The organism is Planotetraspora phitsanulokensis (genome assembly GCF_016863295.1).
Taxonomy (GTDB): Bacteria; Actinomycetota; Actinomycetes; order Streptosporangiales; family Streptosporangiaceae; genus Planotetraspora; species Planotetraspora phitsanulokensis.
On sequence record NZ_BOOP01000044.1, the window covers coordinates 1 to 26,116 of the forward strand.

Genomic DNA, 26,116 nt, shown 5'->3' on the forward strand with positions numbered 1-26,116 from the left:
CTGCTCCAGGGCGGACAGGCCGGGATTCGGCCGCGCACGGCCTGAGGTGTCAGGCGGTCACGCCGACCGGCCGCGGACTTCGCGCGGCCGGGTCCGCGTCAGTGGGACTGCTCGACGCCGGATGTGGGCCCGGGACCGCCCCGGCTCACGTGATCCCGAACGTCACCCGGTAGTTGCAGCGGCCCTTGCACGGCATCGTGGCGGAGTCGTCGAAGGCGTACGAATACGCGTACGGCGCGGCCTTCTTGAACACCTGGGTGTAGTCCGTGGGCCACTTCGAGGGGATGCAGTTCTCCCGCCCGGCCCACTTGCCGCGGCAGCAGTACGTGTCGCCGCCGAAGGCCGTGCACGGGTTCTTGCAGGCCACCATCTGGCCGCCGACCTGGAGTTGCATCTTGCCCGGGCAACTTACGGCCTTGGTGCAGACGCCCTTGTAACAGCCGGAGGGGCTGACCGGGTCCTTGGTGCCGCCTCCCGAGATGTTGATGTACATCGGCAGGTTGTAGCCGTCGACCATGCTGACGTCGTAGAAGTCCATTCCGCCCCAGGCCGCCAGGGAGAACTCGCCGAGCGTGGTGGGGGATCCCGTGCTGCCGACGCACTGGAAGACGCCCCCGCAGTCGCCGGTCTTGCAGTGCCCCCGCCCGGACGAGTCGAAGGAGCAGCCGGTGCGGCCCCAGAAGCGTCCACCCCATTTGTTCGGGACCTGTACCGAGACGGTCTGGCCCGGGCGGAGCACCCAGCCGGTCGCCGAAAGCGGGTACTCGTCGCTCTTGTTGGAGGCGAGCCAGACCGTCTGGTCCAGCTTGTTGACGAACGTGAACAGGCGCTTGCCCGCCGCGGCCTTCGCGGTGGTGCCGGACGGCGGGGTCTTCTTCGCCGGGGCGGAGCGCGAGGCCGACGGCCGGGGTGAGCCGCTCGGTTTGTGGCCGGGACGGGCGGTGCGCGACGGAGAGGCCGAAGGGTTCGCGGCCCCGTCCGCCGGTGCGGACGACCGGCCGGCCGCCGAGGCGGTCGTGGCGCTCCCGCGTGGGGAGGAGGGCCAGACCAGGACCACCACCGCCGCCGCCACCACCGCCAGGACCAGGGCGTACGGCTGCCACGCCCGGCCCGGCGCCCGTCTCCTCCTCGTCGTCATGGTCACGCGCCCTTCTCTCCATGCCCGCCGATGAGGCCGGGAGCGCCCACGCCTCTGAACAGGAGACGGGAGGCGAGGAGCCCGACAACGGAAACCGGCGAACGAAGGCGGCGATTTTCGTTATCCGCCGCCCGCCCGCCGGTCTCCTGTATAGAGACAATGTCCTGGCTGTAGTGGATTGTCCCGGCCCGACACCCACGGGCGGCCCGGGGACGACGACTGAGAGCGGAGTGCGATGCCCGGAACCGGCAGGGGCGGACCCGACGCGGCGATGGTGGAGGCCGCGCGCGACGGAGACCAGCGGGCACTCGACGCCCTGGTCGCCGACTCCCTTCCGCTCGTCTACAACATCGTCGGCCGCGCGCTCAACGGGCACAACGACGTCGACGACGTCGTCCAGGAGACCCTGCTGCGGGTCGTCCGGGGGCTGCCCACGCTGCGTGACCCGGAGGCGTTCCGGTCATGGCTGGTGGCCATCGCCGTACGGCAGGTGCGCGACCGCGAACAGGACCGGTCGGCCACGCAGAAGCGCCGGGCCGACCTCGACACGGCGGAGGAGATGCCGGATCCGGCCTCGGACTTCGCGGCCCTCACCATCCTCAGGCTCGGCCTCACCGACCAGCGCCGCGAGGTCGCCGAGGCGACCCGATGGCTGGACGCCGACGACCGGGGACTGCTCGCCCTGTGGTGGCTGGAGGAGACCGGCGAACTGCGGCGCACCGACCTCGCCGGGGCCCTCGGCCTGTCCGGCCGTCACGCGGCCGTCCGCGTGCAGCGCATGAAAGAGCAGATGCAGCTCGCCCGGACCATCGTGCGGGCGCTCGGCTCCGCCGCCCGGTGCGCCGAACTGCTCTCCATGACGTGGAACTGGGACGGCAAGCCCAGCCCGCTCTGGCGCAAGCGCTTCGCCCGGCACGTGCGCGGCTGCGCCGACTGCGGGCGAAGCGGCCAGGGCATGCTGCCCATCGACCGCCTGCTCGCGGGCATTCCGCTGGTGCCGGTCCCCGCCGGCTTCGTCCTGCAGCACTTCCAGTCCATCCCCCCTGCCGCCTCCGAGGCGGCCGCGCACGCCGCTTCGCACCTTCCCCCTGGGCGGAGCGGCGTGCACCGGGCGGCCCACGCCGTCCGGGATCGGCCGCGCGGTGTCTTGTCCGTGTTGTCGCGCGGTCCCGTCGCGGGCACGGCCGCCGCCGGGGTGGCCGCGGTCGTCGTGGTGGGCGTCCTGGTGGCCGCCAACCGCCCGCCGCAGGTGCCGTCGGCCCAGGGCGTGGCGCCCCAGGCTGCCTCGACGGCGCTCCCGCCGAAGCCGTCGCCCTCGGCGTCCGTCAAGGCCTCGCGCAAGCCGTCCCCCACGCCCAGCAAGAAGGCCAAGCCCAAGGTGACCAAGCCGGCTCCGCCCCCTCCGGTCGTCGTGGCGAAGTCCGCGAAGAAGGGCGTGGGCGTGTGGGGCATGCCCGGCGTCAGCGCGTCTCTCAAGAAATCGGGCGCGAGCTGGTACTACACCTGGGCCACGACCCGCGACGGGATCACGACCCCCTCGTCGGCCGCGTTCGTGCCGATGATCTGGGGAGCCGACAGCGTCACCAGCCAGAACCTCGCCAAGGCCAAGGCCGCCGGGCCGTACCTGCTGGGGTTCAACGAGCCCGACATGGGCGGGCAGGCGAACATGACGCCGGAGAAGGCGCTGTCGCTCTGGCCGAAGCTCATGTCGGCGGGCAAGGTGCTCGGCAGCCCCGCCGTGGCGTACGGCGGGGACCGCGCGGGCGGCTGGCTCGACAAGTTCATGTCGGGGGCGAAGGCGAAGGGTTACCGCGTCGACTTCATCACGCTGCACTGGTACGGCGGGGACTTCAACACCGCGAACGCCACCAACCAGCTCAGGTCCTACATCCAGGCCGTGTACAAGCGCTACCACAAGCCGATCTGGCTGACCGAGTTCGCGCTCATCGACTTCTCGAACGGCACCCGCTTCCCGACGGACTCGCAGCAGGCGGCCTTCGTCACCTCGTCGACCAAGATGCTGGCCGGCCTGCCGTACGTGCAGCGCTACGCGTGGTTCGGCCTTCCGGCCGACAAGAAGCCCGGCACCGGGCTGTTCACGACCACGGGCGCGGCCACGCCGGCCGGCCGCGCGTTCCAGGCGGCCCGCTGACGTCGCCGCCCCGAGAGCAGGCGTGACCCGGATTCCGACCGAGGTTTCCGGGTCACGCCGAGGGGTCCGCTCCGGCACGAAATCGTCCGGCCCGGCCCTCTCCGGTGCGGTCAGGCGAAGTCTTCGGGAACGAACGCCTTCGGCTCGACGAGGACCAGCCAGTTGCCCGTGTTGTCGCGCATGACGGCCTCGACGCCGTACGGCCTGTCGGACGGCTCCTGGAGGAACGTCACCCCCTTGGCGCTGAGCTCCTCGTAGGTCTTGCGGCAGTCGTCAACGGTCAGGCCGACGGCGTGCATCTGTCCCTTGCCGAGCTCTCCCCGGATGAAGTCGGCGGCCTCCGGGTCGAGGGGAGGGCCGGGGAGCATCAGCGTGACCTCGAGCTCGGGCTGGTTGGGGTGCCCGATGGTGACCCAGCGGAAGCCCTCGCCCATGGTGATGTCGGTGCGGGGCTCGAAGCCGAGGTTGTCGACATAGAAGTCGCGCGTCTCGTCCTGGTCGAGGCAGTAGATCGTGATGAGTGAGATGTTCGTGACCATGTGCTCAACGTAAGGGCCGCAGGTCACCGGGGGCTTCTCTCAAATTGCACGATCCGGCCCGTCGTCGTGGGAGCCCGCCGTGCCGCGGAGATCCATGGGGCCGCGCATGAACAGGAAACACCCGGGGATGCGCGCCCCGCCCCTGGCCGCCCACCGGTCGCGGTACGCAGTGGGGCTCTCCCCGACGAGCAGGCTGAACCGCGAGGAGAACGAGCCGAGGCTGGCGAAACCCACCATCATGCACACCTCGGTCACCGTGAGGTTGGCCGAGCGCAGCAGGTCCTGGGCCCGCTCGATGCGGCGGCGGGTGAGATAGCGGATCGGCGTCTCGCCGTAGGCGGCCTCGAAACAGCGGACCAGATGGAACTTCGACATCCCCGCCACCCGGGCGAGCTCGTCGAGGTCGAGGGGCGCCTGGTAGTGCCGGTCCATGTGGTCGCGCGCCCGGCGAAGGTGCGGCAGCAGGTCCGTGCCCGGTTTCCCGTTCCTGGGCCTGCTCGAGCGTGTCACGTTCACGAGCGTATGCGACCCCGGCGGGGCGTCCTGCCGTCCTGAGTGCGGGGGCCCTTGTCCGTCACCCCGGTGCCACACGCGGGGCCGTCCGTCCCACCGAGGGTAACCGGTCGTATGGTTGGAGTTCCGGCTGTCTCGGGAAGGGAAAGGGGTCGTGGGAGAGCTCTCCGTCTGGCACTGGTTGATCGTCGCCCTCGTGTTCGTGATGTTGTTCGGCGCCAAGAGGCTCCCCGACACCGCCCGATCGCTCGGCCAGGCCCTGCGCGTGTTCAAGCAGGAGACGAGCCGGATGAGGGACGACCACGACACGGAGGACCCGGCCGAGACACGCCAGACGCCGTCCACGCCCCTGGACGCGCCGAGCCTGGACGCGCCGAGCCTGGACACGGCGAGCCCGGTCACGGCGAGCCTGGACGCGGCGGGTCCTGACGCGGCGCACCAAGATCCACGACTCGGGTACGGCGCTTCCGATCCGTCGTCGTCCGCCGAACGGGCGACCCGGCCGCGGCCGGGAGACGCCGGCTGACGACACCCCCTCGGCGTCCCTCCCGGCAGCCCTCCCGATGGCCCCTCCCTGCGGCCCGGTAACGACATCTTCACCTGCGTGTTCCCGGCCTGTGCGCAGGCCCTGATCCGCCTGCCCGGTGTCGGCGCAGGTCGGCGGTGACCACCTCCGGGTCGTCGGCGATCCCCCACGAATCGGACCCGGCGACATAAGCAAACCCTGATATTTCAGGATCTGTCAGATTTCGCGACCTTCCGTCTGTCGAGCGGCTTCGTCCGTGACCAGGAACCCCCCTCCTGGCCGGAGCCGCGGGCAGAAAGGCCAGGCTCGTGAAACGAGTCTTCGCCGGCATCACCGCCGTCCTGTCCCTCATCGTCCTGAGCATCACCCTCACCGCGGGGCCCGCGAGCGCCACCCCGCCCAACATCCCGTCCGCCAGTACGGCCGCCACCCGGCTGGCCACGCTCACCGTCGCCGCCGAGTCCCACCAGTCGACCTACAACCGGGACCTGTTCCCGCACTGGATCACCGTGTCCGGGGCCTGCAACACCCGCGAGCAGGTGCTCAAGCGCGACGGCACCGGTGTGGTGACCGACTCCAGCTGCGCGGCCACCTCCGGCACCTGGTACAGCCCGTACGACGGCGCCACCTGGCACGCCGCGTCAGACGTGGACATCGACCACATGGTCCCGCTGGCCGAGGCGTGGCGCTCGGGCGCCTGGGCGTGGACCACCGCGCAGCGCCAGACCTACGCCAACGACCTGGGCGGTCCCGAGCTGTGGGCCGTCACCGACAACGTCAACCAGGCGAAGGGCGACCAGGACCCCACCACGTGGAAGCCCTCGCGCACCGCGTTCTGGTGCACCTACGCGCGCGCCTGGATCCAGGTGAAGTACTTCTACCACCTGAGCGTGCAGAGCAGTGAGAAGACCGCGCTGACCACCATGCTCGGCTCCTGCTGATCCTCCGGCCACGGTTCGTACGGCTCTCGCACCACGGGGGCCGTACGAGCTCCGGAAGGCCTCCGGCGGACGAGACCCGCCGTCCGGTGCCCCGAGAAATTGTGATTTATGACGTCGAAATTGCCGGTCATATCGCCGAAGAACCGGTCCGTCCATGTTTGGGCCGGTCCTTACCAACGTGCCGGTAGCGTAGCTGCTGTTGCGAGAAAGGGGGCCTCGCGATGTCGGAGGCCAGTGACGTCGTTCACCGCCTGGTCGCCGCGATCAATGATCATGATCTCGACGCGGTGTTGCGCTGCTACAGCTCCACGGCCGCCGCTGTGGGGCCGCAGGGTGTGGCGGACGGCCCCGAGGAGATCGGCTTCTATCACTCGCACATCTGGGAGGGCTTTCCCGATCTCCGCCTCATCGTCTGGGAGATGGCCCAGTTCGGTGACCTGGTGATGCTCGAGGCGACGGTCACGGGAACGAACACGGGATACTTCATCCTCCCGGGAGGCGACGTGGCCGACCGGACCGGGAAGGGGATCAGCGTCCGATATTGCTGGGTCTTCACCGTCGAGGCCGCCGAGATCGTCGCGCAGCGCGTGTATTACGACCAACTGGAGATGTACGCCCAGCTCGGCGCGCGTCTCGTTCTGGACGAACCGCCCCCGCAGGGCGCCGTGTGACCTCCTCCACGATCCCCGAACGACCTCCCCGTCCCCGCCGGATCCGACGACTCACACCCCATGCGCCGCGTGACGGATGCCTCCGGTGTGACATCACCGGACGAAAGTGACGATAGGGCCGGGGGGGTCGCAGTAGCATCGGCCGATGCGATTAAGGCAGGGCGCCGTTCTCCTCGTCACGCTCGTCCTGGTGATCGGCGTATGGGGCTGGGTGGCGCTGAAGCCGGGCCGGTCCGAGGCGACCCAGGCGGTCGCGGCCGGAGCCTCGAGCCCGGGCGTGAGCCCGGCCCCGACCTCGAAGGCGCATCGGGATCCGCGGTCGGCTCTCACGCGGGTCAAACCCCGTCAGCCGCCGTTCAAGGCCGGGAACCCCAACGGGCGGGCCGCCGTTCCGGCGGAGGCCAGGGCGGTCGACACGTCGCATCCGACGCGGGTCGTCGGGAACGGCACGCCGGCGAGCTGCACGTCGAAGGCCGTCGTCGCGGCGGTCGCCGCGGGCGGGGTGATCACCTTCTCCTGCGGCCCCGATCCCGTGACGATCACCATGAGCGCCACCGCGAAGGTCCGTAACTCCAGCGCCCGGGTGGTCATCGACGGAGGCGGCCTGGTGACGCTCAGCGGAGGGGGCAAGAGGCGCATCCTCTACATGAACACCTGTGACAAGGCACAGCAGTGGACGACGTCGCACTGCGACGACCAGGAGCAGCCGCAGCTGACCGTGCAGAACCTGACGCTGGCCGACGGCGACGCCACGGGGCAGACCGTCGACGGGGGAGGCGGCGGCGCCATGTTCGTGCGCGGCGGCCGGGTCAAGGTGGTGAACTCTCGGTTCGTCCGCAACCGGTGTGACGCCACGGGACCCGATCTCGGCGGAGCCGCCATCCGGGTGCTGGACCAGTCGCGTGATCTGCCGGTCTACATCGTGAGCAGCACGTTCGGCGGGGCCCCGGGCCAGGGCGGGATGTGCTCCAACGGCGGGGCGCTGAGCAGCATCGGGGTCTCGTGGGTCGTGCTGAACAGTGTCATGACCTACAACCGGGCGATCGGCAACGGCGCCAACCCCGCGCGCGGGGGGACTCCCGGCGGGGGGAGCGGCGGAGCCGTCTATACCGACGGCAACCGCTTCACCGTGCGGATCGCGGGCTCGATCGTGACGGACAACCAGGCGAAGGAGGGCGGCGGGGCCGTGTTCTTCGTCAGCAACGACCGCACCGGCACGATGAGCATCGAGGGCTCGACCCTGCGCCGCAATCCCAGCGCGGGGTTCGAGACCGCGGGCCTGCCCGGCATCTTCTTCCTCGGCGCCCGCAAGCCGTCCGTGTCGTCCTCCACCCTCGCATGATCATGGGGCTTTATCTATTGATGGGCTGTTTGACCGTATAGCGGGTGATTCGTCGTACTGGAGGTATCGATCCCCATGTTTGACGGGACATTGATCTCCGGAGCGCGATGACACCGAGGGGTGGCATCTAGCGTCGTCCTCGAACCGTCCATGACCTCGGGGGAGACAAATGCCGATCTGTACCGCCATCCTCACCACCGCGCTCCTGGCCGGACCCGCGGCCTCGCCCGCTGACCCGGTGCCCGCGGCGCACAAGAGCCTCGCGAACAAGACCACCAAGCAGCAGACGCCCGACAAGATCGCAGACAGAGACGCGACGCGCCACGCGGTGCACAAGGCCGCGACTCCGGCGACGCGGACGGACGACGACCACCCCGTCCAGGAGTCGAGCGCCTCGTCCGACTCGGGGAGCTCGGGCTCCGGGAGCGAGAAGGCGTCCTTCCAGAAGTCGGAGTCCTGGTCCAGCGATCCCCACGCCGGAGGGGACTCGCAATTCTTGGACACCAAGAAGACCCGCAAGGCCGGTCAGGGCCACCACGGGAGGAACGGCACGAGGGCGTTGGCGCCGAGAGGCGAGGACGTGCCGCGAGCGAAGGGCGCGGCGGACGCTCCCGCGGCGCCGGCCGCCAGGCCCGCGCACGCTCCGGTGATCGAGCCCGCCGTCGCCTCGGCCGCCAAGCCCGCGGTGGCTCCCGCCGTCAAGCACGCTCCCGGGGTGAAGAACGCTCCCACGGTCAAGCAGGCGCCCGCCGACAAGCAGGATTCTGCGGTCAAGCAGGCGCCCGCCGATAAGCAGGATTCTGCGGTCAAGCAGGCGCCCGCCGACAAGCAGGCCCCTGTGGCCAAGCAGGCTTCCGCGGTCAAGCACGCTCCCGCCGACAAGCACGCTCCGGAGCCCAGGCCGGCGCTCGCACCGGCCGTCGAGGTGCCCAAGATCGCGGCCGAGGCGCCGCTCGTGAAGAAGAAGAAGGCCGAGCCCACGGCGGAGCCCGCGCACAAGTTCCTGGCCCCGAAGGACGTCCGGGACCTCGAGGCCGCTGAGGACTTCGACCCCACCATGGCCGACGACGAGACCGTCGAGGACGACGCCGTACCGGAGGGGGTCAGGTTCCCGGGGGCCTCGACCGGCTCCAACCCGAGGGATGTCATGATCAATCCGTCGGGGATGCCTCTGCCCAAGAACCTGTACGCCCTGCCGGCCATGCGTGGCCTGCAGCGGGCTGTCGCAAGGTCGCATGTCGACCACGGGCGTCACAGCCTGCGTCACCCGCATCATCAGCAGGGCCACGGCGAGGCGTGATCTTCGCCGTCGAGGGGGTGGGCCGGGTTCCGGCTCACCCCCTTCGCGTGTCCGGCCAGCGGTGCAGCCGGATCGTGGAGACCACCTCGGCGCGGTCTCCGGGAAGGACGGTCTCCGCGACCTCCGCCACGCGCCCCGTGGTGTCGATGGAGGTCTTGCGGACCACCAGCAGCGCGGTTCCCGGCGTCAGATCGAACAGGGTCCTCTCCGCCCTGCTGGGCCGACGTACCGTGACCTCGTCGACGACCCGGTCGATCTCCACCCCGATCGTGGACAGCTGGTGGTGCGTGCCCCCCGGCCAGGGCTCGTTCTCCGCGGACAGCAGCGCCGGATTGGCGGCCACGAGGTCATAGGGCAGCCAGGAGCGGACCAGGCTGAGGGGCGCGGCGTCTCCCCGGCGCCATGTCCGGTAGGTCCGCCGCAGGAGCTTGGTGCCCTCCCTGACGCCGAAGCGCTTCGCCAGCCCGGCGGTCGCGCGAGTGGTGCTGAACTGGATCTGGAAGTCCAGATCTTCCCTGGTCAGGCCGGTGTCGCGTTCGGTCGCGCCGCTGCCGCGCCGCTCTTCCTCGGGCAGGAGGGCACGATCCTTCTCCCACTGGTATCGGTCCGATACCCGCCGGAGTCGCTGGCGAGATTCCCCCATAAAGCATATTTTCCCCGCATATCTCCGCACATGTATGGCCGGCAATGCCGTACAGCCAGGCCCGGCCCACTGAACCCCAGTACCTGCGGGTAAAAGTGATAAAGAGCCCTAAATCGGCTTATCGGGGGGCGGAGTCATGGATGGATGGTCGTTCCATGGGCAGCCGACGGCGATCGGCTCCGGAGACATGACGCTGGTCGCCGGCGGCTCGTTCTCGGTGTCCACGCGGAACGGCGACATCGTTCCCGGCGGGGTGCAGGGGGTCTACTACTCCGACACCCGGCTGCTGTCCCGCTGGGAGCTGCGCATCGACGACGCCCCGGTGGAGGAACTGCGGGTCCTGCCCGTCGAGCCGCACCACGCGACGTTCATCGGCCGGGCCACGCCGCGCCCCGGGCAGATGGAGAGCACCCTCCTGGTGATCAGGGACCGGTACATCGGCGGGGGCCTGTGCGAGGACATCGTCGTGCGCAACCTGTCCGACGAGCCCGCAGGCTGCGTCGTGTCCCTCAACCTGCACTCCGACGTCTGCGACCTGTTCGAGGTCAAGACCAACCGCGTGAGGTTCCCGGCCGACGTCGAGACGACGCTCGGGGACCGGGGCCTGCGCATCATGTCGGTCAGCAAGGGGAGGGGCGTCCGCGTGGAGGCCGGGAACGGCGACAGCGCGACGCCCGTCATCCCCGCGCCCGGAATGCTGATCTTCCGCGTCGTCGTGCCGGCCAGGGACGAGACCCGCCTGACCGTGCAGGTGAGCCCGATCATCGACGGCGTGGAGTCGGAACCCTGGTTCTCGGCCACGTGCATGCCGGAGCAGACGGAGCAGGCCCGGCTCCTGTCGGAGTACGAGATGAACATCCCCGTCGTGCGCGCCTCCAACGCGTCCCTCGCCGACATCCTCGACCGATCGCGGACCGACCTGGGCTCACTCAGGCTGTTCGAGGTGGAACGCCCGGAGGAGCCGCCGAGCATCGCCGCGGGCGCGCCCTGGTTCATGACCCTGTTCGGGCGCGACTCGCTGCTCACGTCGTGGCTCGCCCTGCCGCTCGATCCCAATCTCGCGCTCGGCACACTGCACCGCCTGGCCAAGCTCCAGGGCGTGAAGACCGACCCGCTCACCGAGGAGGAGCCGGGGAAGATCCTGCATGAGCTGCGGTACGGCGTGCGCGGCGCGCCTTCGGAACCGGGCGCGCAGGCCTATTACGGCTCCGTCGACGCCACCCCGCTGTTCATCATCGTGCTGGGGGAGCTGCGCCGCTGGGGCCTGCACCACGACGCCGTGGAGGCACTGCTCCCGCACGCCGACGCCGCGCTGCGCTGGATCGAGGGGTACGGCATGCGCGACGGCTTCCTGTGGTACCAGCGCAAGACCGACCAGGGTCTGGTCAACCAGGGCTGGAAGGACTCCTTCGACGGGATCAACTTCGCCGACGGGGCGTTCGCCCGCCCGCCCATCGCGCTGGCCGAGGTGCAGGGGTACGTCTACGCCGCCTACGTCGCGCGCCACCACTTCGCCAGGGAGGCCGGAGACGACGAGACCGCCGACCGGTGCATGGCCAGGGCCCTCGAGTTGCGTGAGGCGTTCAACCGGACGTTCTGGCTGGCAGACAAGGGCTACTTCGCCATCGGGCTCGACCGCGACGGCCGGCCCATCGACGGGCTCGCCTCCAACATGGGCCACTGCCTGTGGTCCGGCATCGTCGACATGGACAAGGCCGTCTCCGTGGCCGCGCACCTGCTGTCGGACCGGATGTTCACCGGGTTCGGCATCAGGACGCTCGCCTCCGACATGGGCGCCTACAACCCGATGAGCTACCACAACGGCTCGGTGTGGCCCCACGACAACGCCCTCATCGCGGCCGGGCTCATGCGGTACGGCTTCGTCGAGGAGGCCCAGCGGGTGGTCACCGGCATGATCCACGCGGCACGACTGTTCGACGGGCGGCTGCCGGAGCTGTTCTGCGGGTTCGACCGGGCCGAGTTCCCCGTGCCTGTGCCGTACCCGACCTCGTGCTCGCCGCAGGCGTGGGCCTCGGCCGCGCCGATCCAGCTCACGCGCACCCTGCTGCGGCTGGACCCGCGCGCCTCGCACGGCAGGCTCTGGCTCTCGCCCGTCCTGCCCGAGGGCTTCGGATGGCTGCGGATCTCCGGCATCTGGTTCGCGGGCGGCCGGATCACCGTGGAGGCGGCGGAGGGCAACACCACGCCGATCGTGACCGGGCTGCCGGAGGGCACGGAGCTGATCATGGGGCCTCGCCCGCCTTTCTCGGCGTTCGTCTCGCCGGCCCCCCGATACTGACGGTCGTCGCCGCACCAACAGGGGTGGGACGGGCCGTGGATCCGCCGCAGGCCGTTCCGCGGACAAATGAGGGGGTAAGAGCTAATCGTCCTGTTTTGCGAATTTGGCGGGAAGGCGCGGCAGTGCGCCTGATCGCGGCGGCGATGCGGAGCCGTTCGGTCACCGGCTGAGACGAGGAGGGTGGATGACCGACGTCGAAGTGAGCGTCACGATCCCGGCCGCGGGAGTCGTCCTGGAGGCGGATGTCGTCGTCCCCGGATCCGCTCATGCCGTGGTGCTGTTCGTCCACGGCAGCGGCAGCAGCAGACGCAGCCCGCGCAACCGCCATGTGGCGCGGGAGCTGCAACGGGCGGGACTCGCCACCGTCCTCGCCGACCTGCTCACCCCCGAGGAGGACCGCGTCGACGCCGCCACCGGCCGGATGAGGTTCGACATCGCCCTGCTGTCCGAGCGCGTGTCCGCGCTGATCGACCGGCTCCCGGCGGACGAGCTGACCCGAGGTCTCGACATCGGCCTCTTCGGGGCGAGCACCGGGGCGGCGGCGGCGCTCGTCGCGGCGGGGGCGCGCCCGGAGACCGTCAAGGCGGTCGTGTCCCGGGGCGGGCGGCCCGATCTCGCCGGTGACGCCCTGCGCCTGGTCCACCAGCCGGTCCTGCTGATCGTGGGGGAGCGGGACCCGATCGTCATCGAGCTCAACCGCGAGGCGATGGACAAGGTCGTCGGCGAGACCCGTCTGGAGATCGTCCCGGGCGCCTCCCATCTGTTCGAGGAGCCGGGAGCACTGGAGACCGTGGCCGAGATGGCCCGCGACTGGTTCCTGCGCCACCTGGCGGGCGCGCCGGCGGGCTGACGGCGCCGAGGGCCGCCGGTCGCGTTCCGGGCCGGGACGACTACGATCGGACGCCATGGAACAGCGGTTAATGAGCAGGTTCGGCCGGCAGGTGGGCGTCGTCGGCTTGGGGGCGTGGCAGCTCGGAGCCGACTGGGGCGACGTCAGCGAGGCCGACGCCCTGGCGACGCTGAACGCCGCGGTCGACGCCGGAGTGAACTTCATCGACACGGCCGACGTGTACGGCGACGGGCGCAGCGAGACCATCGTCAGCCGCCTGATCAAGGAGCGGCCCGGTCTCACCGTGGCCACGAAGATGGGCCGCCGGGTGCCCCAGACGCCCGAGGCCTACACCATGGAGAACTTCCGGGCCTGGAACGACCGTTCGCGGGCCAACCTGGGCGTGGACCGGATCGACCTGGTCCAGCTCCACTGCCCGCCCACTCCCGTCTACTCCGACGACCGGGTCTTCGACGCGCTCGACACCCTGGTGGCGGAGGGCCGGATCGGGGCGTACGGCGTCAGCGTCGAGACCGTCGGCGAGGCGCTCACCGCGATCGAGCGGCCCGGCGTGGCCAGCGTGCAGATCATCCTCAACGCCTTCCGGCTCAAGCCGCTCGACGAGGTCCTGCCCGCGGCCGAGAAGGCGGGCGTCGGCATCATCGCCCGCGTGCCCCTGGCCAGCGGCCTGCTGTCCGGCAAGTACGGCCCCGGCACCGTCTTCGCCGAGGACGACCACCGGAACTACAACCGGCAGGGCGAGGCCTTCGATGTCGGCGAGACCTTCTCCGGCGTCGAGTACGGCGTCGGCCTCCAGGCCGTCGAGAGGCTCAAGGAGCTGGTGCCGGACGGCGCCACCCTCGCCCAGTTCGCGCTGCGGTGGATCCTCGACCAGCCCGGTGTGAGCGTCGTGATCCCCGGCGCCCGCAACCCCGCCCAGGCCCGGGCGAACGCGGCGGCCGCGAGCCTGCCGCCCCTCTCCGCGGACGTGCACGCGGCCGTCAGGGACGTCTACGACAGCCTGATCCGGCCCCAGGTGCACCACCGCTGGTAGGAGCCGTCTGACGGGCGCCGGGCCGTGCGATTCGAACGCGCGGACCGGCGCCCGTCCGTGTTTCCGGGCCCGCGCACGCCGAGCCGTGCGGCCGGGGGCGGGCATCCCCCGGGGCGGAGACGGGCCACGAGGGTTGCATCCGGCAGGGACCCGAGCCGCGAAGGATCGGGGTAGAGGTCCCCGGCAGGCTGTGAGGCATGGCGGGCGCACAGCGGAGGACGGTGGGGCGAGTGCACGCCGATGGGCGAGGGCGCCGCGATGGATGAGGGCACGCAGGGGGCCGGCGGGACGCCGGGCGCCGCAGACGCGCCGGGATACGGGATCGGAGCCGTGGCCCGGAGGCTGGGCGTGCCCGCGCCCACGCTCCGCACCTGGAACCTGCGGTACGGCATCGGCCCCAGCCGCAGGAGCCCCGGCGGCCACAGGCGTTACGACGCGTCGGATCTTCGGTGCCTCGAAGAGATGAACCGGCTCATCCACGCGGGTGTCGCGCCGGCGGACGCCGCGAGACAGGCGCTCAGGGTACGGCGCCCCGGCGCGCCTGTTGAGGCCGGCGGCGACGACCCGGCCGAGCCGCCGGCGCCGGCCCCGCCGGACGGGGGGATCCTCTCCCCGGCGATGCTCGCCCGCGCGGCGATCGCCCTGGACGCGAGGACGGTCGGCGACGCGGTGGAGGCGGCTCTGGACCGCCACGGCGTCGTCCAGACCTGGGAACGGCTCGTGCTGCCCACCTTCGACCTGATCACCCGGAGGCAGGAGGACACGGGCCTCGGGATCGAGGTCGAGCACCTGTTCTCCGACCGCCTGATGTGCGCGCTCAACCTGACGGCGGGGCGGCTGGCGCTTCCCGTCCATCCCCGACTGCCGGTGCTCCTGGCCTGCGCCGAGGAGGAACAGCACAGCCTGCCGGCCTACGTCCTGGCCGCCGCGCTCGCCGAGCGCCGGGTGGAGGCGCGGGTGCTCGGAGCGCGGACGCCCTACTCCGCGCTCGCCGAGGCCATGCGCAGGCTGGGCCCGGCGGCGGTGTTCGTCTGGTCGCAGCAGGCGGAGACCGGAGATCCCGCCCCTTTGGGAAGGCTGCCGAGGCTCCGTCCCGCCAGCAGGATCCTCGTGGGCGGCCCGGGCTGGCGGGAGGGGCTCCCGCCGAAGGCGACGCTGGTCACCTCTCTGCCCGCCGCGATTTCAGCGGTCATGTCCGCGCTCAGATGAGCCTTTGTGAAACCTCGTCACTGACGAGGTTGCGTCCCTTACACACGAGCGGCTACGAATAGGTTTTGAAGAAGTTTCTCGGGCAAGGGACATCTCATGGACGACAGGCTGGAGTTCCGCCTCGCCGCCGGAGACGCCGGGGCGGTGGGGGAGTGCTACCGCGCGCACGCTCCCGCGGTCCGCTCGTTCTTGCGGCGGATGGTCCCGCACGAGGACGTCGACGACGTGCTCCAGGTCGTGTTCACCGAGGTGTGGCGGTCGCGGCACCGGTTCGACCCGTCCAGGAGCCTGCCCGCGTGGCTCTACGGGATTGCGCGAAAACGGGCGGTGGACCACTTGCGGGCCCGCAGGCCCCAGACGCTGCCACTCGACGCCGTGGCGGACCCGGCTGGCCCGGACGGGCGCGTGGAGGGGGAGGAACTGGCCGACCGCGACCGGATCCGCAGGGCGCTGGACGAGCTCCCGGCGGTTCAGCGCCAGGCCATCGAGCTGGCCTACTACGGCGATCTCACCCAGCGGGAGATCGCCGACCGGCTGCGGGTGCCGCTCGGCACGGTCAAGGCGCGTACGGCACGCGGGCTCCATCGGCTGGCCGCGCTGCTCCCGCGGGTGGCGGCGTGAGCCGTACCAGGGCTGTTTCCGGGTGCGCGCCGGCCGGCCGCCGCGACGGCCTGATCAGGAGGGTGAGGCGGAACAGGGGGGTGTGATCATGGGTGACGTCAGACCGCGCGTCGCGGTCTCCAGCTGCCTGCTGGGCGAGCCGGTGCGGTTCAACGGAGGGCACAGCCGCGACCGGTTCCTCACCGGCGCGCTCTCCGAACATGTGGACTGGGTGCCGATCTGCCCGGAGATGGAGATCGGCCTCGGCACCCCGAGGGAGACGATCCGACTCGAGCGCTCGGCCGGCGGGCTACGTCTGATGACCCGCTCGTCCCGCGTCGACCTCACCGACCGCATGACGGCCCTCGCCGAATCCCGCGCGGCCGGCCTCGACGTGGACGGCTACGTCTTCAAGGCCAAGAGCCCCAGTTGCGGCCTCCACGGCATCCCGATCCACGCGGCCGGAGCCGGCACTCCGGACGCGGGGGGCGCGAGGGTGGACGCCGACCGCCGAAACCGCGGCCTGTTCGCGGGGATCGTGGTCGGCGCCCACCCGTTGCTCGCGGCCGAGGACGAGGGCCGGCTGCGTGACACGGTGCTCCGGGAGGCGTTCGTGGAGCGGATCTTCGCGGTCGCGCGGCTCCGCGAGCTGCTGTCCGGCGGCTGGCGGGCGCGCGACCTGGTGGCCTTCCACGCCGCGCACAAGATGCAGCTCCTCGCGCACGCGCCCGAGATCTACCGCGGGCTCGGCCGGCTGGTCGCGGAGGTGGGCTCGCGTCCGCGCGACGTCCTCGCCGCCGAGTACGGCCACGCGTTCCGTACGGCCTTGGCGGCCAGGGCGTCCGTCGGCCGCAACGCCAACGTCCTGGAGCACTGCCTCGGGATGGTCGGCGGCCATCTGGGGCGGATCCGCCGGGCGGACGTGCTCGAGGTGATCGGCGCCTACCGGGCCAGGCTGGTCGCCCTGAACGTGCCCGTGACCCTGCTCCGCCACCATGCGAGGGGCGAAGGGGTCGCCTACGTGTCCGACCAGACCTATTTCCAGCCCTATCCGGATGATCTGGGGCTGCGCAACCACATCGCCGCGTGACGTGGGCCATCGGGGCTCAGGCGGGCATTCACGGCAGGGCGCCGGGGGTCAGGCCGGTCCCGCGTCTTCTTCGGATTCCTCGGCCGACTCGAGGCCGGAGAGGATCGTGGACAGGATGTCGTGGAACTGCCGTATCTGCTCGCGCGAGAGCGGGTCGAACACCCGGCGGCGCACCTCGCCGACGTGACCCGGGGCGGCACTCTCGAGTGCGGAGAAGCCCTCATCGGTCAGTTTCGCCATGGTGGTGCGCCGATCCTCCTCATGCTTGATCCGCCGCACCCAGCCCTTCTCCTCCAGCCGTGCCATGGCGTGTGAGAGGCGGCTGGCGGAGAACTGGGTCACCGAGGCGAGCTGCGTCATGGTCATCGTGCGGTCGGGCGACTCCGACAGGCAGACCAGCATGATGTAGTACGCGTGGGGGATGCCCGAGTCCTTCTGCAGTTGCCGTTCGAGGGCCTCCCACAGCAGATGGTTGGTCCAGATGTAGGCGCGCCAGGTCCCCTGCTCCTCGTCGTCGAGCCAACGCGTCTCCGGCATAGGGCCAAGCGTACCGACGCGGTTGAGATTTCAACCGACTTCGGATGATCCGGTTCACCGCCTTTCCACCCCGCGTACAACCGCGGCGGGCACGGGCCGGGACGGGTCGCGCGCGCGGCCGGACCGGAGTCGCACGGTTTGAATCCGTCACGCGAGGAAGTTTCGAAGCATGGACGCACTCGCGAACGTCGACGCCTACTGGCGGGCCGCCAACTATCTGTCCGTGGGCCAGATCTACCTCATGGACAACCCGCTGCTCGCCGAGCCGCTCCGGCCCGAGCACGTCAAGCCCCGGCTCCTCGGCCACTGGGGGACCACGCCGGGGCTGAACTTCTGCTTCGCGCACCTCAACCGCGTCATCCGGGAGCGGGACCAGAACATGATCTACATCTGCGGGCCGGGTCACGGCGGCCCGGCCGCGGTCGCGCACGCCTGGCTGGAGGGCTCCTACAGCGAGCGGTACCCCGACGTGTCGCGTGACGCGGAGGGCATGCGGCGGTTGTTCCGGCAGTTCTCCTTCCCCGGCGGCGTCCCCAGCCACGTGGCGCCCGAGACGCCCGGGTCGATCCACGAGGGCGGCGAGCTGGGCTACTCGCTCGCCCACGCGTACGGCGCCGCCTTCGACAACCCCGATCTCGTCGTCGCGTGCGTCATCGGCGACGGGGAGGCGGAGACCGGCCCCCTGGCCGCCAGCTGGCACTCCAACAAATTCCTCGACCGGGAGAGGGACGGCGTCGTGCTGCCGATCCTGCACCTCAACGGATACAAGATCGCCAACCCGGCCGTTCTCGCCAGGATCCCCGAGACCGACCTGATCAAGCTCCTGGAGGGGTACGGCTACCGCCCCCATGTCGTGTCGGGGGACGATCCCGGGACCATGCACGAGGCGATGACCGAGACCATGGACGCGGTCTTCGACCAACTGGCCGACGGCGGACGGCTGCCCATGATCGTCCTGCGTTCGCCGAAGGGCTGGACCGGGCCGCGCGAGGTCGACGGGCGGCCCGTGGAGGGCACCTGGCGGGCCCATCAGGTGCCGCTGGAGGGGGTGCGGGAGCGGCCGGATCGGCTCGCGATGCTGGAGGAGTGGATGCGCTCCTACCGGCCGCAGGAGCTCTTCGACGCCGCCGGCGGGCCGGTCCCGGAGATCCTCGGCACGGTTCCCGAAGGCCCGCGCAGGATGAGCGCCAACCCGCACGCCAACGGGGGAGAGCTGCTGCGGCCGCTCGTGCTGCCCGACTTCCGCGACTACGAGGTCGAGGTCAAGTCGCACGCGTCCTCGCCCACCGAGCCGACCCGGGTGCTGGGCGGCTTCCTGCGCGACGTCGTCGCCGGGAACCCGTGCAACTTCCGGCTGATGGGCCCGGACGAGACGGCGTCGAACCGCCTGTCCGCGGTGTTCGAGGCCACGTCGAAGGCCTGGAGCGCCGAGATCCTCCCCACCGACGAGCACCTGGCCCCGGACGGGCGCGTGATGGAGGTCCTGAGCGAGCACCTGTGCCAGGGGTGGCTGGAGGGATACCTGCTGACCGGCCGGCACGGGTTGTTCAACTGCTACGAGGCGTTCATCCACATCGTCGACGCGATGTTCAACCAGCACGCCAAATGGCTGGAGTCGAGCCAGAAGATCGGCTGGAGGCGGCCGATCGCGTCGCTCAACTACCTGCTGTCCTCCCACGTGTGGCGGCAGGACCACAACGGCTTCAGCCACCAGGACCCCGGGTTCCTCGACGTGGTGATGAACAAGAAGTCGTCCATCGTCCGGGTCTACCTGCCGCCGGACGCCAACACGCTGCTGTCGGTCGCGGACCACTGCCTGCGTTCGCGGGACTACGTCAACGTGGTCGTGGCCGGGAAGCACCCCGTGCTCGACCTCATGAGCATGGACGAGGCCGTCAGCCACTGCACCCGCGGCGTGGGCGTCCTCGACTGGGCCAGCAACGACGACGGGGTGGAGCCCGACGTCGTGCTGGCCTGCGCCGGCGACGTGCCGACCCTGGAGACGCTCGCGGCCGCGGCCCTGCTCCGCGCCCACCTGCCCGAGCTCAGGGTCCGGGTCGTCAACGTGGTCGACCTCATGCGCCTGCAGCCGCCGTCCGAGCATCCGCACGGGATGAGCGACGCCGAGTTCGACACGGTCTTCACCGCTGATCGGCCCGTCATCTTCAACTTCCACGGCTATCCGTGGCTGATCCACCGGCTCACGTACCGGCGCAACGGCCACGACAACCTCCACGTCCGGGGTTACCGGGAGGAGGGCACCACCACGACGCCGTTCGACATGGCCATGATGAACGACATCGACCGCTACCACCTGGTGATGGACGTCATCGACCGGCTGCCCGGACTCGGCGGACGGCAGGCGCACCTGCGCCAGCACATGGCCGACATGCGCCTCCAGTGCAAGCTCTACACGAGGGAGCACGGAGAGGACCCCGTCGAGATCCGCGACTGGGTGTGGCCCTACTGACCCGTGTTCCGTACGCCGGGAGGGAGGTGATTCCGGGAACGGGGAGGGGCGTCTTTCCGGGAAGGACTCGCGGCCCGATCATCGCGTCATTAGGGTCATATGGTGATCGAGGGCATCGACGTGTCCGAGTGGCGGCCGTCCGTGACGTGGGACGGCGCCCAGTTCGGCTTCGCACGGGCGACCGAGGGCGACCACGGCGTCGACACGGCCTACGCGGGCCACCGGGCGGCCATGGAAGCGGCGGGGGTGCTGGCGGGCGCCTACCACGTGGCCCGGCCACAGGGGGATCCCCTCGCCCAGGCCGCCCATTTCCTCGCCCAGGTGGACGCCGGTCCGCTCGCGGTCGACCTGCGCGTATCCGACGGGCTCGCGCCCCCCGAGGTGGCCGTCTTCGCCCGGCGACTGTGCGACGAGGTGCGCCGCCTGGCGGGCGTCCGGCCGATCATCCGCACGCTGCGTCACTTCGCCGCCGAGGGTAACTGCGAGGGCCTGGGGGAGTGGCCGTTGTGGATCGTCGCCCCGGACCGGCCGATGGGGCGGCCCGCGGTCCCGCGGCCGTGGACGTCGTGGACCCTGCACCAGTTCGCCAACAGCCCGGTCAACCGCGACGCCTTCGCCGGGTCACTCGAGGAACTCGCGACCCTCGCCACGCGGGAGTAACCAAGCGAAATCGGGGTGGGGGCACCGGTAGCATCGGATGCGGGAGGCAACCGCCCGGGCCGTCGAGGCACGACCGGTCCCGCGGGGCCTCCGTCCCGTCAGTTCCGCAGCATCCGTACGCAAGGAGCCACCGTGTCTGCCGTCCTCGAAATACGCATCACCCTCGCCGGAACCGAGCGTGTGGTGGCGGCGGGGACGACGACGGGCGAGGCCCTGGGCGCCGACGGCAGAACCGTCATCGCCGCGAGGGTCAACGGCGACCTGCGCGACCTGGCCGCCGAGGTGTCCGAAGGCGACGTCGTGGAGCCGGTCGCGATCGACAGCGCCGACGGCCGCGCGATCCTGCGCCACTCCACCGCCCACGTGATGGCCCAGGCCGTACAGGAGATCTTCCCGGAGGCCCGGCTCGGCATCGGCCCGCCCGTGGAGAACGGCTTCTATTACGACTTCGACGTCAAGGACCCGTTCACCCCCGACGACCTCAAGCGCATCGAGAAGCGCATGCGCGAGATCGTCAAGCAGGGGCAGACCTTCAGCAGGAGGCCGGTCTCCGACGAAGACGCCCGCGAGGAGCTGGCGGCCGAGCCGTACAAGCTGGAGCTCATCGGGCTCAAGGGCGGAGCGGCCGGCTCCGACGACGGCGCCGACGTCGAGGTGGGCGGCGGCCAGCTGACCATCTACGACAACCTCGACCCCAAGTCGGGCGAGTTGTGCTGGAAGGACCTGTGCCGGGGGCCGCACCTGCCCACCACCCGGGTCATCCCGGCGTTCAAGCTCATGCGGTCGGGCGGCGCCTACTGGCGGGGCAGCGAGAAGAACCCGCAGCTCCAGCGCATCTACGGCACCGCGTGGGAGTCCCGCGAGAAGCAGGACGAGTACCTCCGCCTGCTGGAGGAGGCCGAGAAGCGCGACCACCGGAAGCTGGGCGCCGAGCTCGACCTGTTCTCCTTCCCGGACGAGCTGGGCTCCGGCCTGCCGGTCTTCCACCCCAAGGGCGGCGTGATCCGCCGGATCATGGAGGACTACTCGCGTCGCAGGCACGAGGAGTCCGGCTACTCCTTCGTGAACACGCCGCACATCACCAAGGAGCACCTCTACAAGGTCTCCGGCCACCTGGACTGGTACGCCGACGGCATGTTCCCGCCCATGGAGCTCGAGGGCGCGCGGTACTACCTGAAGCCGATGAACTGCCCGATGCACAACCTGATCTACCGTGCACGGGGGCGGTCCTACCGGGAGCTGCCCCTGCGGCTGTTCGAGTTCGGCACCGTATACCGCTACGAGAAGTCCGGCGTGATCCACGGGCTCACCCGGGTGCGCGGCCTCACCCAGGACGACGCGCACATCTACTGCACCCGCGACCAGATGCGCGACGAGCTGAAGTCGCTGCTGCGCTTCGTGCTCGACCTGCTCCGCGACTACGGGCTCGAGGAGTTCTATCTCGAGCTGTCCACCAAGGACCCGGAGAAGTTCGTCGGCTCCGACGAGGCGTGGGAGGAGGCCACCGAGACCCTGCGCGAGGTGGCCGAGTCGGAGAACCTCGAGCTCGTGCTCGACCCGGGCGGCGCCGCCTTCTACGGGCCCAAGATCTCGGTTCAGGTGCGCGACGCCCTCGGCCGCACTTGGCAGATGTCGACCATCCAGCTCGACTTCAACCTGCCGGAACTCTTCGAGCTCGAGTACCAGGCGCCGGACGGTTCACGCCAGCAGCCGGTGATGATCCACCGGGCGCTGTTCGGATCGGTCGAGCGGTTCTTCGGCGTCCTGGTGGAGCACTACGCGGGCGCCTTCCCTCCCTGGCTCGCCCCGGTGCAGGTCGTCGGCATCCCGATCGCCGACGCGCACGCGCCGTACCTGCAGGACGTGGCCAAGCGGCTGCGGGAGCGGGGGATCCGGGTGGAGGTCGACGTGGCCGACGACCGGATGCAGAAGAAGATCCGCAACGCGCAGAAGGCCAAGGTGCCGTTCATGCTGCTCGCCGGTGACGATGACGTCGCCGCGGGCGCGGTGTCCTTCCGCTACCGCAACGGCGAGCAGAAGAACGGGGTGCCGATCGAGGAGGCCATCGACGAGATCGTCGACGCCGTCGAGCGGCGCGTGCAGGTCTGATCCAAACTGCTACGGCCTGCGCCCCCACCAGCGGGGGCGCAGGCCGTAGTCGTTTCAGAAGACCCCCGGCGGGTCCTCCTAGAAGCTTGCGTCCTCGGGCTCGGCGGGCTTCTCGCTGCCCTCGCCGGGCAGGCGCACGTCGTCCACGGTCACGTTGACCTCGGTGACCCGCATGCCGAGCATGTGGCTGACCGACCGGGCCACGTTGGCCCGCACGTCGGTGGCCACCTCCATCACGATGTAGCCGTACTCGATCACGATGGTGATGTCGACCATCACCTGCTGGTTGATGATCTGGGCCCGGACGCCCTGGTTGGCGCGCTTGTTGCCCAGTCCGATGCGGTCACGGACGCTCTCGAACGCGCGCTCGAGGTCGCCGCCGAGGTCGGCCACACCGGCGATCTCCAAAGCGGCCAGCGCCGCGACCTTCTCGACGACCTCGTCCGCCACCTTGATCCTGCCCTGGACGGCCACGGAGAAGCCGTCGGAGATCCCGGAGACGGTCCCCGGCTCCGGCAGGGTGAAACCACCCTGGCTGGGGGCCTCGGCGGGCGTGGCCTCCGCCGCCTCCTCGCCCTCGTGGTCGAACTCCTCATGCTGATCGTCGGCGTGGTCCTGGCCCTGCTCGACTGCGACGTCGGTCATTGTCCAACTCCTCGATTACGGCCTCGCGTGCTCCGCGTAGCAGGTGAATTCTGCCCGAAGATCGATTGGTTTGTCCCGAACAATGCCCAGCCCGCGTAGGAGAGATCCGCGAGTCATATGCTGCTTCACATGCGGCAGGCACGGAGGAACGAGGGGAGAGGGCGGCTGTGAGTTCAGAGCCCATCGAGCAGGCCGGCGCAGGGGCGCCGGACAACTTCCAGCGCCTCTGGACCCCGCATCGCATGGCGTACATCAAGGGCGAGAACAAGCCGAGCGGGACGGGGGAGGACGACGGGTGCCCGTTCTGCGAGATCCCCAAGCTGCCTGACGAGGACGGCCTGATCGTCGCGCGTGGTTCCGCCGTCTACGCCGTGCTCAACCTGTACCCGTACAACTCCGGCCACCTGATGGTCGTGCCGTACCGCCACGTGGCCGACTACGCCGACCTGGACGAGCCGGAGACCGCCGAGCTGGCCGAGTTCACCAAGCGCTCGACGCTCGCCCTCAGGAAGGCCAGCGGAGCCCAGGGCTTCAACATCGGCATCAACCTCGGCGGGGTCGCGGGCGCGGGCATCGCCGCCCACCTCCACCAGCACGTGGTGCCCCGGTGGGGCGGCGACACCAACTTCATGCCCGTGGTCGGGCACACCAAGGTGTTGCCGCAGCTCCTGAGGGACACCCGCGCGCTGCTCGCGGACGCCTGGCCCGTCTCCTAGGCGGGCTGCTCCGCAGGACTCGGCTCGGCCAGCGGGGCGGGCACCGATTCCCGGTCGCCGCCCGGTTCCAGCGCGCGGATGCCCGCGCTGAGGACGAGCGGGACGGCCAGAGCGAGGGCCATCGACAGGACGGCGGCGCCCGAGTCGTTGACCAGCATGCCCACCACGCCGCTGACGAGGGCGCCGAGCAGGCCGGCCTTGAGCGTGGGCGCCCGCTCGAACGCCAGCGGCAGCACGCCCGCGCTCGCCTTGCCCGGGCGCAGCAGCGCGAAGACGAGGAACGCGAACGCGGCGATCACCACGGGCATCAGGTTCGGGTTGATCAGCGTGTGCAACATCGCACCGAGCTTGCGTGAGATCACGGGAAGGAAGGTGCCGTCGAAGACCTGCCCGACGAACCGCCCGAGGTGGGTCTGGTCGGCGGCGGGGCGGAGGTAGTCGAGGTAGGCGATGCCCATGACGAGCACACCGCCCGCCACGCAGAAGGCCCCGAGCTTGATGATCGACACGCGCTTGCCCGCCACGATCAGCGCCGCAACGGCGATGCCCGGCACGAACGCGATGACGCCGCCGAAGTCGCTGCCGACGCCCGGCCAGCCGTCCAGCAACATCGCGAAGCCGCCCAGACCGGCCACCAGGCCGACGGCGAGCGTCTTGCGGCCCGAGCGGACCAGCCTGTCGGCGACCGCCGTCGTGACGAGCAGGACGGCCGTCGCGAGCAGGGCGAACGGGATGTTGCCGAGGCCGTAGTAGCGGGCGCCGACCACTCCGGTGTAGCCCATCATGCCGTTGAGCTGGAGGGACGTCCCGGTCAGCAGGTCGGCGAGCAGCACGGCCGCCGTCACCCCCGCGACCACGGTCGGCGGTCCGAGCAGGGTACGGCGCCACGGTCCCAGGAGGGCGACCGCGCTCAGGACGATCGCGCCCACCACGATCGCGCTGAACAGCGTGAGCGTCGGCTGCGGGGCACGGGCCCAGGGGAGGAGGTTGACCAGGTAGGTCGAGACGGGGATCGAGGCGAGCGTGATGGCCGCGATCCGCACGCCGCGCAGGCCGTCGCGGCGGCGCATCAGCAGGAACGCCGTGATGTAGAAGACCACCTGCAGCACGGCCAGGGCGGTGAAGAACACGCCCGTGTTGTTCCTGATCGTCTGCCCGGCCACGTCGGCCACCTTCAGGGCGTCGGCCTGCTCGCCGACGGAGCCCGCCCCGGACGCGTGAGCCTCCATCGCCGTACCGACGACGGTGGCCGGAGGCACATCGACGACGTGGGCGAGGATCGTGGAGGTGAAGTCCGGAAGGATCACCATGTCGTCCCGGTGGGTCGACCGGCTGCCGAGATCGAAGGAGCCCCCCGGGCCCTTGGGGCCGGGCGTGAACATCATGGCCGCCCGCAGGTGCGGGACCGACCCGTGATCGGCGAGCCCGGCGACGAGGACGGTGCTGGTCGCGAGGTGGAGGAGAGCGGGTGCCAGCTTCGCGTCCGCCGCCCTGACCGCCGCGCGGCGGGCCTCGGGGGTCAGCTTCTCGACGGCCGAGGTGACCTTGTCGTCCTCGATGTACGGCGTGATCAGATCGCCGGCGTCGATCGCGATGACCTTGCAACGGGTCCAGTCGGTCACCTGCGCCGGGGTGTCGGCGTACACGTCGACCTTGCCCTGCCTGTCGGCCAGGGCGAGCGCGGCCCCGGGGCCGACCGCCATCGTGCACTGCCGCGCGTCGTGGACGGCCTGGCCGAGAGTGCCCGCGTTCTGCTGGTCGCGGACCTCCCACAGCCAGTTGAACTCCGGCACGACCGCGCCCTCGCCCTGCCGCTCCGGGGTGGGCGGCATGCCGCACCTGGCCCCCACGGCCGACCGGACACCGGCCGAGACCGTGAGCCAGCCGTCATAGGGGCAGGTGATGTTGCCGACGGTCCGTACGGAAAGGGAGCCGACGGCGCTCGAGCCGGCCAGCTTCCAGAGGTTCGGGGTGTCGGCCGGGTTGACGTCGCTCCACATCAGACCGGGCACTCCGATGAGGACCACCTGCCCGTCCGGTGGGGCCTGGACTTGGGCCATGGCCGCACCTGTGGGAGCGAAGACGCAGAACAGCGCCCCCACAACTATCGCGATCAGCCGACGCCTCATCGGT

General features: G+C 70.6%; 23 protein-coding genes. 16 read left to right on the forward strand and 7 right to left on the reverse strand.

Annotation, left to right across the window (positions count from 1 at the left end):
* Positions 1-145 precede the first annotated feature (145 nt).
* Positions 146-1,138 (reverse strand): thaumatin family protein, encoded by a 993-nt coding sequence (locus Pph01_RS37110; RefSeq protein ID WP_239117310.1) that lies wholly within the window; start codon positions 1,136-1,138, stop codon positions 146-148.
* A 235-nt stretch (positions 1,139-1,373) separates the two neighbouring features.
* Between Pph01_RS37110 and Pph01_RS37115 the strand changes: the two genes are divergently transcribed.
* On the forward strand, positions 1,374-3,290 hold the full coding sequence (locus Pph01_RS37115; RefSeq protein WP_204077920.1) for a sigma-70 family RNA polymerase sigma factor: 1,917 nt from the start codon (positions 1,374-1,376) through the stop codon (positions 3,288-3,290).
* A 110-nt stretch (positions 3,291-3,400) separates the two neighbouring features.
* Here the strand turns inward: Pph01_RS37115 and Pph01_RS37120 are convergent, their stop codons facing one another.
* Together Pph01_RS37120 and Pph01_RS37125 are read right to left on the reverse strand one after the other, a co-directional pair.
* Positions 3,401-3,829 carry a VOC family protein gene (locus Pph01_RS37120; RefSeq protein ID WP_204077921.1) on the reverse strand — a complete coding sequence of 143 codons (429 nt, stop codon included), beginning with the start codon at positions 3,827-3,829 and terminating at the stop codon, positions 3,401-3,403.
* 39 nt (positions 3,830-3,868) lie between these two features.
* Entirely contained in the window at positions 3,869-4,339 is a 471-nt protein-coding gene (locus tag Pph01_RS37125) for a helix-turn-helix domain-containing protein (RefSeq protein WP_308441940.1), read from the reverse strand.
* A gap of 157 nt (positions 4,340-4,496) precedes the next feature.
* On the opposite strand from Pph01_RS37125, the gene tatA reads away from it, so the two are divergent.
* From tatA to Pph01_RS37150, 5 genes are all read left to right on the forward strand, one after another.
* Positions 4,497-4,868 (forward strand): Sec-independent protein translocase subunit TatA, encoded by a 372-nt coding sequence (gene tatA / locus Pph01_RS37130; RefSeq protein ID WP_204077922.1) that lies wholly within the window; start codon positions 4,497-4,499, stop codon positions 4,866-4,868.
* 308 nt (positions 4,869-5,176) lie between these two features.
* Positions 5,177-5,809, forward strand: coding sequence for an HNH endonuclease family protein (locus Pph01_RS37135; RefSeq protein WP_204077923.1), 633 nt, complete (start codon positions 5,177-5,179; stop codon positions 5,807-5,809).
* A gap of 221 nt (positions 5,810-6,030) precedes the next feature.
* On the forward strand, positions 6,031-6,480 hold the full coding sequence (locus tag Pph01_RS37140; protein ID WP_204077924.1) for a nuclear transport factor 2 family protein: 450 nt from the start codon (positions 6,031-6,033) through the stop codon (positions 6,478-6,480).
* A 145-nt stretch (positions 6,481-6,625) separates the two neighbouring features.
* On the forward strand, positions 6,626-7,822 hold the full coding sequence (locus Pph01_RS37145; protein ID WP_204077925.1) for a hypothetical protein: 1,197 nt from the start codon (positions 6,626-6,628) through the stop codon (positions 7,820-7,822).
* A gap of 169 nt (positions 7,823-7,991) precedes the next feature.
* Positions 7,992-9,122, forward strand: a complete 1,131-nt coding sequence (locus Pph01_RS37150; RefSeq protein WP_204077926.1) for a hypothetical protein — start codon at positions 7,992-7,994, stop codon at positions 9,120-9,122.
* A gap of 34 nt (positions 9,123-9,156) precedes the next feature.
* Here the strand turns inward: Pph01_RS37150 and Pph01_RS37155 are convergent, their stop codons facing one another.
* Positions 9,157-9,765: a UTRA domain-containing protein gene (locus Pph01_RS37155; RefSeq protein ID WP_204077927.1), complete on the reverse strand. Its 609-nt coding sequence runs from the start codon at positions 9,763-9,765 to the stop codon at positions 9,157-9,159.
* A 136-nt stretch (positions 9,766-9,901) separates the two neighbouring features.
* Here Pph01_RS37155 and Pph01_RS37160 point away from each other — a divergent pair, with 136 nt between their 5' ends.
* The 6 genes from Pph01_RS37160 (at position 9,902) to Pph01_RS37185 (ending at position 16,846) form a co-directional block, all read left to right on the forward strand.
* A complete protein-coding gene (locus Pph01_RS37160; RefSeq protein WP_204077928.1) occupies positions 9,902-12,064 on the forward strand; it encodes an amylo-alpha-1,6-glucosidase in 2,163 nt (720 codons plus the stop codon).
* 184 nt (positions 12,065-12,248) lie between these two features.
* The gene (locus Pph01_RS37165; RefSeq protein ID WP_204077929.1) at positions 12,249-12,914 is read left to right on the forward strand and encodes a dienelactone hydrolase family protein; all 666 of its coding nucleotides are present in this window, start codon (positions 12,249-12,251) and stop codon (positions 12,912-12,914) included.
* A 55-nt stretch (positions 12,915-12,969) separates the two neighbouring features.
* Positions 12,970-13,947, forward strand: a complete 978-nt coding sequence (locus tag Pph01_RS37170) for an aldo/keto reductase (protein ID WP_204077930.1) — start codon at positions 12,970-12,972, stop codon at positions 13,945-13,947.
* A gap of 258 nt (positions 13,948-14,205) precedes the next feature.
* Positions 14,206-15,156, forward strand: a complete 951-nt coding sequence (locus Pph01_RS37175; RefSeq protein WP_204077931.1) for a MerR family transcriptional regulator — start codon at positions 14,206-14,208, stop codon at positions 15,154-15,156.
* Positions 15,157-15,252: 96 nt separating this feature from the next.
* Positions 15,253-15,777 (forward strand): RNA polymerase sigma factor, encoded by a 525-nt coding sequence (locus Pph01_RS37180; protein WP_204077932.1) that lies wholly within the window; start codon positions 15,253-15,255, stop codon positions 15,775-15,777.
* An 88-nt stretch (positions 15,778-15,865) separates the two neighbouring features.
* Positions 15,866-16,846 carry a YbgA family protein gene (locus tag Pph01_RS37185; RefSeq protein WP_204077933.1) on the forward strand — a complete coding sequence of 327 codons (981 nt, stop codon included), beginning with the start codon at positions 15,866-15,868 and terminating at the stop codon, positions 16,844-16,846.
* A gap of 48 nt (positions 16,847-16,894) precedes the next feature.
* On the opposite strand, the gene Pph01_RS37190 is transcribed toward Pph01_RS37185, so the two are convergent.
* Entirely contained in the window at positions 16,895-17,383 is a 489-nt protein-coding gene (locus Pph01_RS37190) for a MarR family winged helix-turn-helix transcriptional regulator (RefSeq protein ID WP_204077934.1), read from the reverse strand.
* 169 nt (positions 17,384-17,552) lie between these two features.
* On the opposite strand from Pph01_RS37190, the gene Pph01_RS37195 reads away from it, so the two are divergent.
* The 3 genes from Pph01_RS37195 (at position 17,553) to thrS (ending at position 22,622) form a co-directional block, all read left to right on the forward strand.
* The gene (locus Pph01_RS37195; RefSeq protein ID WP_204077935.1) at positions 17,553-19,853 is read left to right on the forward strand and encodes a phosphoketolase family protein; all 2,301 of its coding nucleotides are present in this window, start codon (positions 17,553-17,555) and stop codon (positions 19,851-19,853) included.
* Between the two features lie 102 nt (positions 19,854-19,955).
* Positions 19,956-20,513 carry a glycoside hydrolase family 25 protein gene (locus Pph01_RS37200; protein ID WP_204077936.1) on the forward strand — a complete coding sequence of 186 codons (558 nt, stop codon included), beginning with the start codon at positions 19,956-19,958 and terminating at the stop codon, positions 20,511-20,513.
* 132 nt (positions 20,514-20,645) lie between these two features.
* Entirely contained in the window at positions 20,646-22,622 is a 1,977-nt protein-coding gene (thrS, locus tag Pph01_RS37205; protein WP_204077937.1) for a threonine--tRNA ligase, read from the forward strand.
* A gap of 78 nt (positions 22,623-22,700) precedes the next feature.
* On the opposite strand, the gene Pph01_RS37210 is transcribed toward thrS, so the two are convergent.
* On the reverse strand, positions 22,701-23,267 hold the full coding sequence (locus Pph01_RS37210) for an Asp23/Gls24 family envelope stress response protein (RefSeq protein WP_204077938.1): 567 nt from the start codon (positions 23,265-23,267) through the stop codon (positions 22,701-22,703).
* Between the two features lie 167 nt (positions 23,268-23,434).
* On the opposite strand from Pph01_RS37210, the gene Pph01_RS37215 reads away from it, so the two are divergent.
* On the forward strand, positions 23,435-23,983 hold the full coding sequence (locus Pph01_RS37215) for an HIT family protein (RefSeq protein ID WP_239117302.1): 549 nt from the start codon (positions 23,435-23,437) through the stop codon (positions 23,981-23,983).
* Here the strand turns inward: Pph01_RS37215 and Pph01_RS37220 are convergent.
* Positions 23,980-26,112: a hypothetical protein gene (locus Pph01_RS37220; RefSeq protein WP_204077939.1), complete on the reverse strand. Its 2,133-nt coding sequence runs from the start codon at positions 26,110-26,112 to the stop codon at positions 23,980-23,982. The genes Pph01_RS37215 and Pph01_RS37220 overlap by 4 nt on opposite strands.
* Positions 26,113-26,116 lie beyond the last annotated feature (4 nt).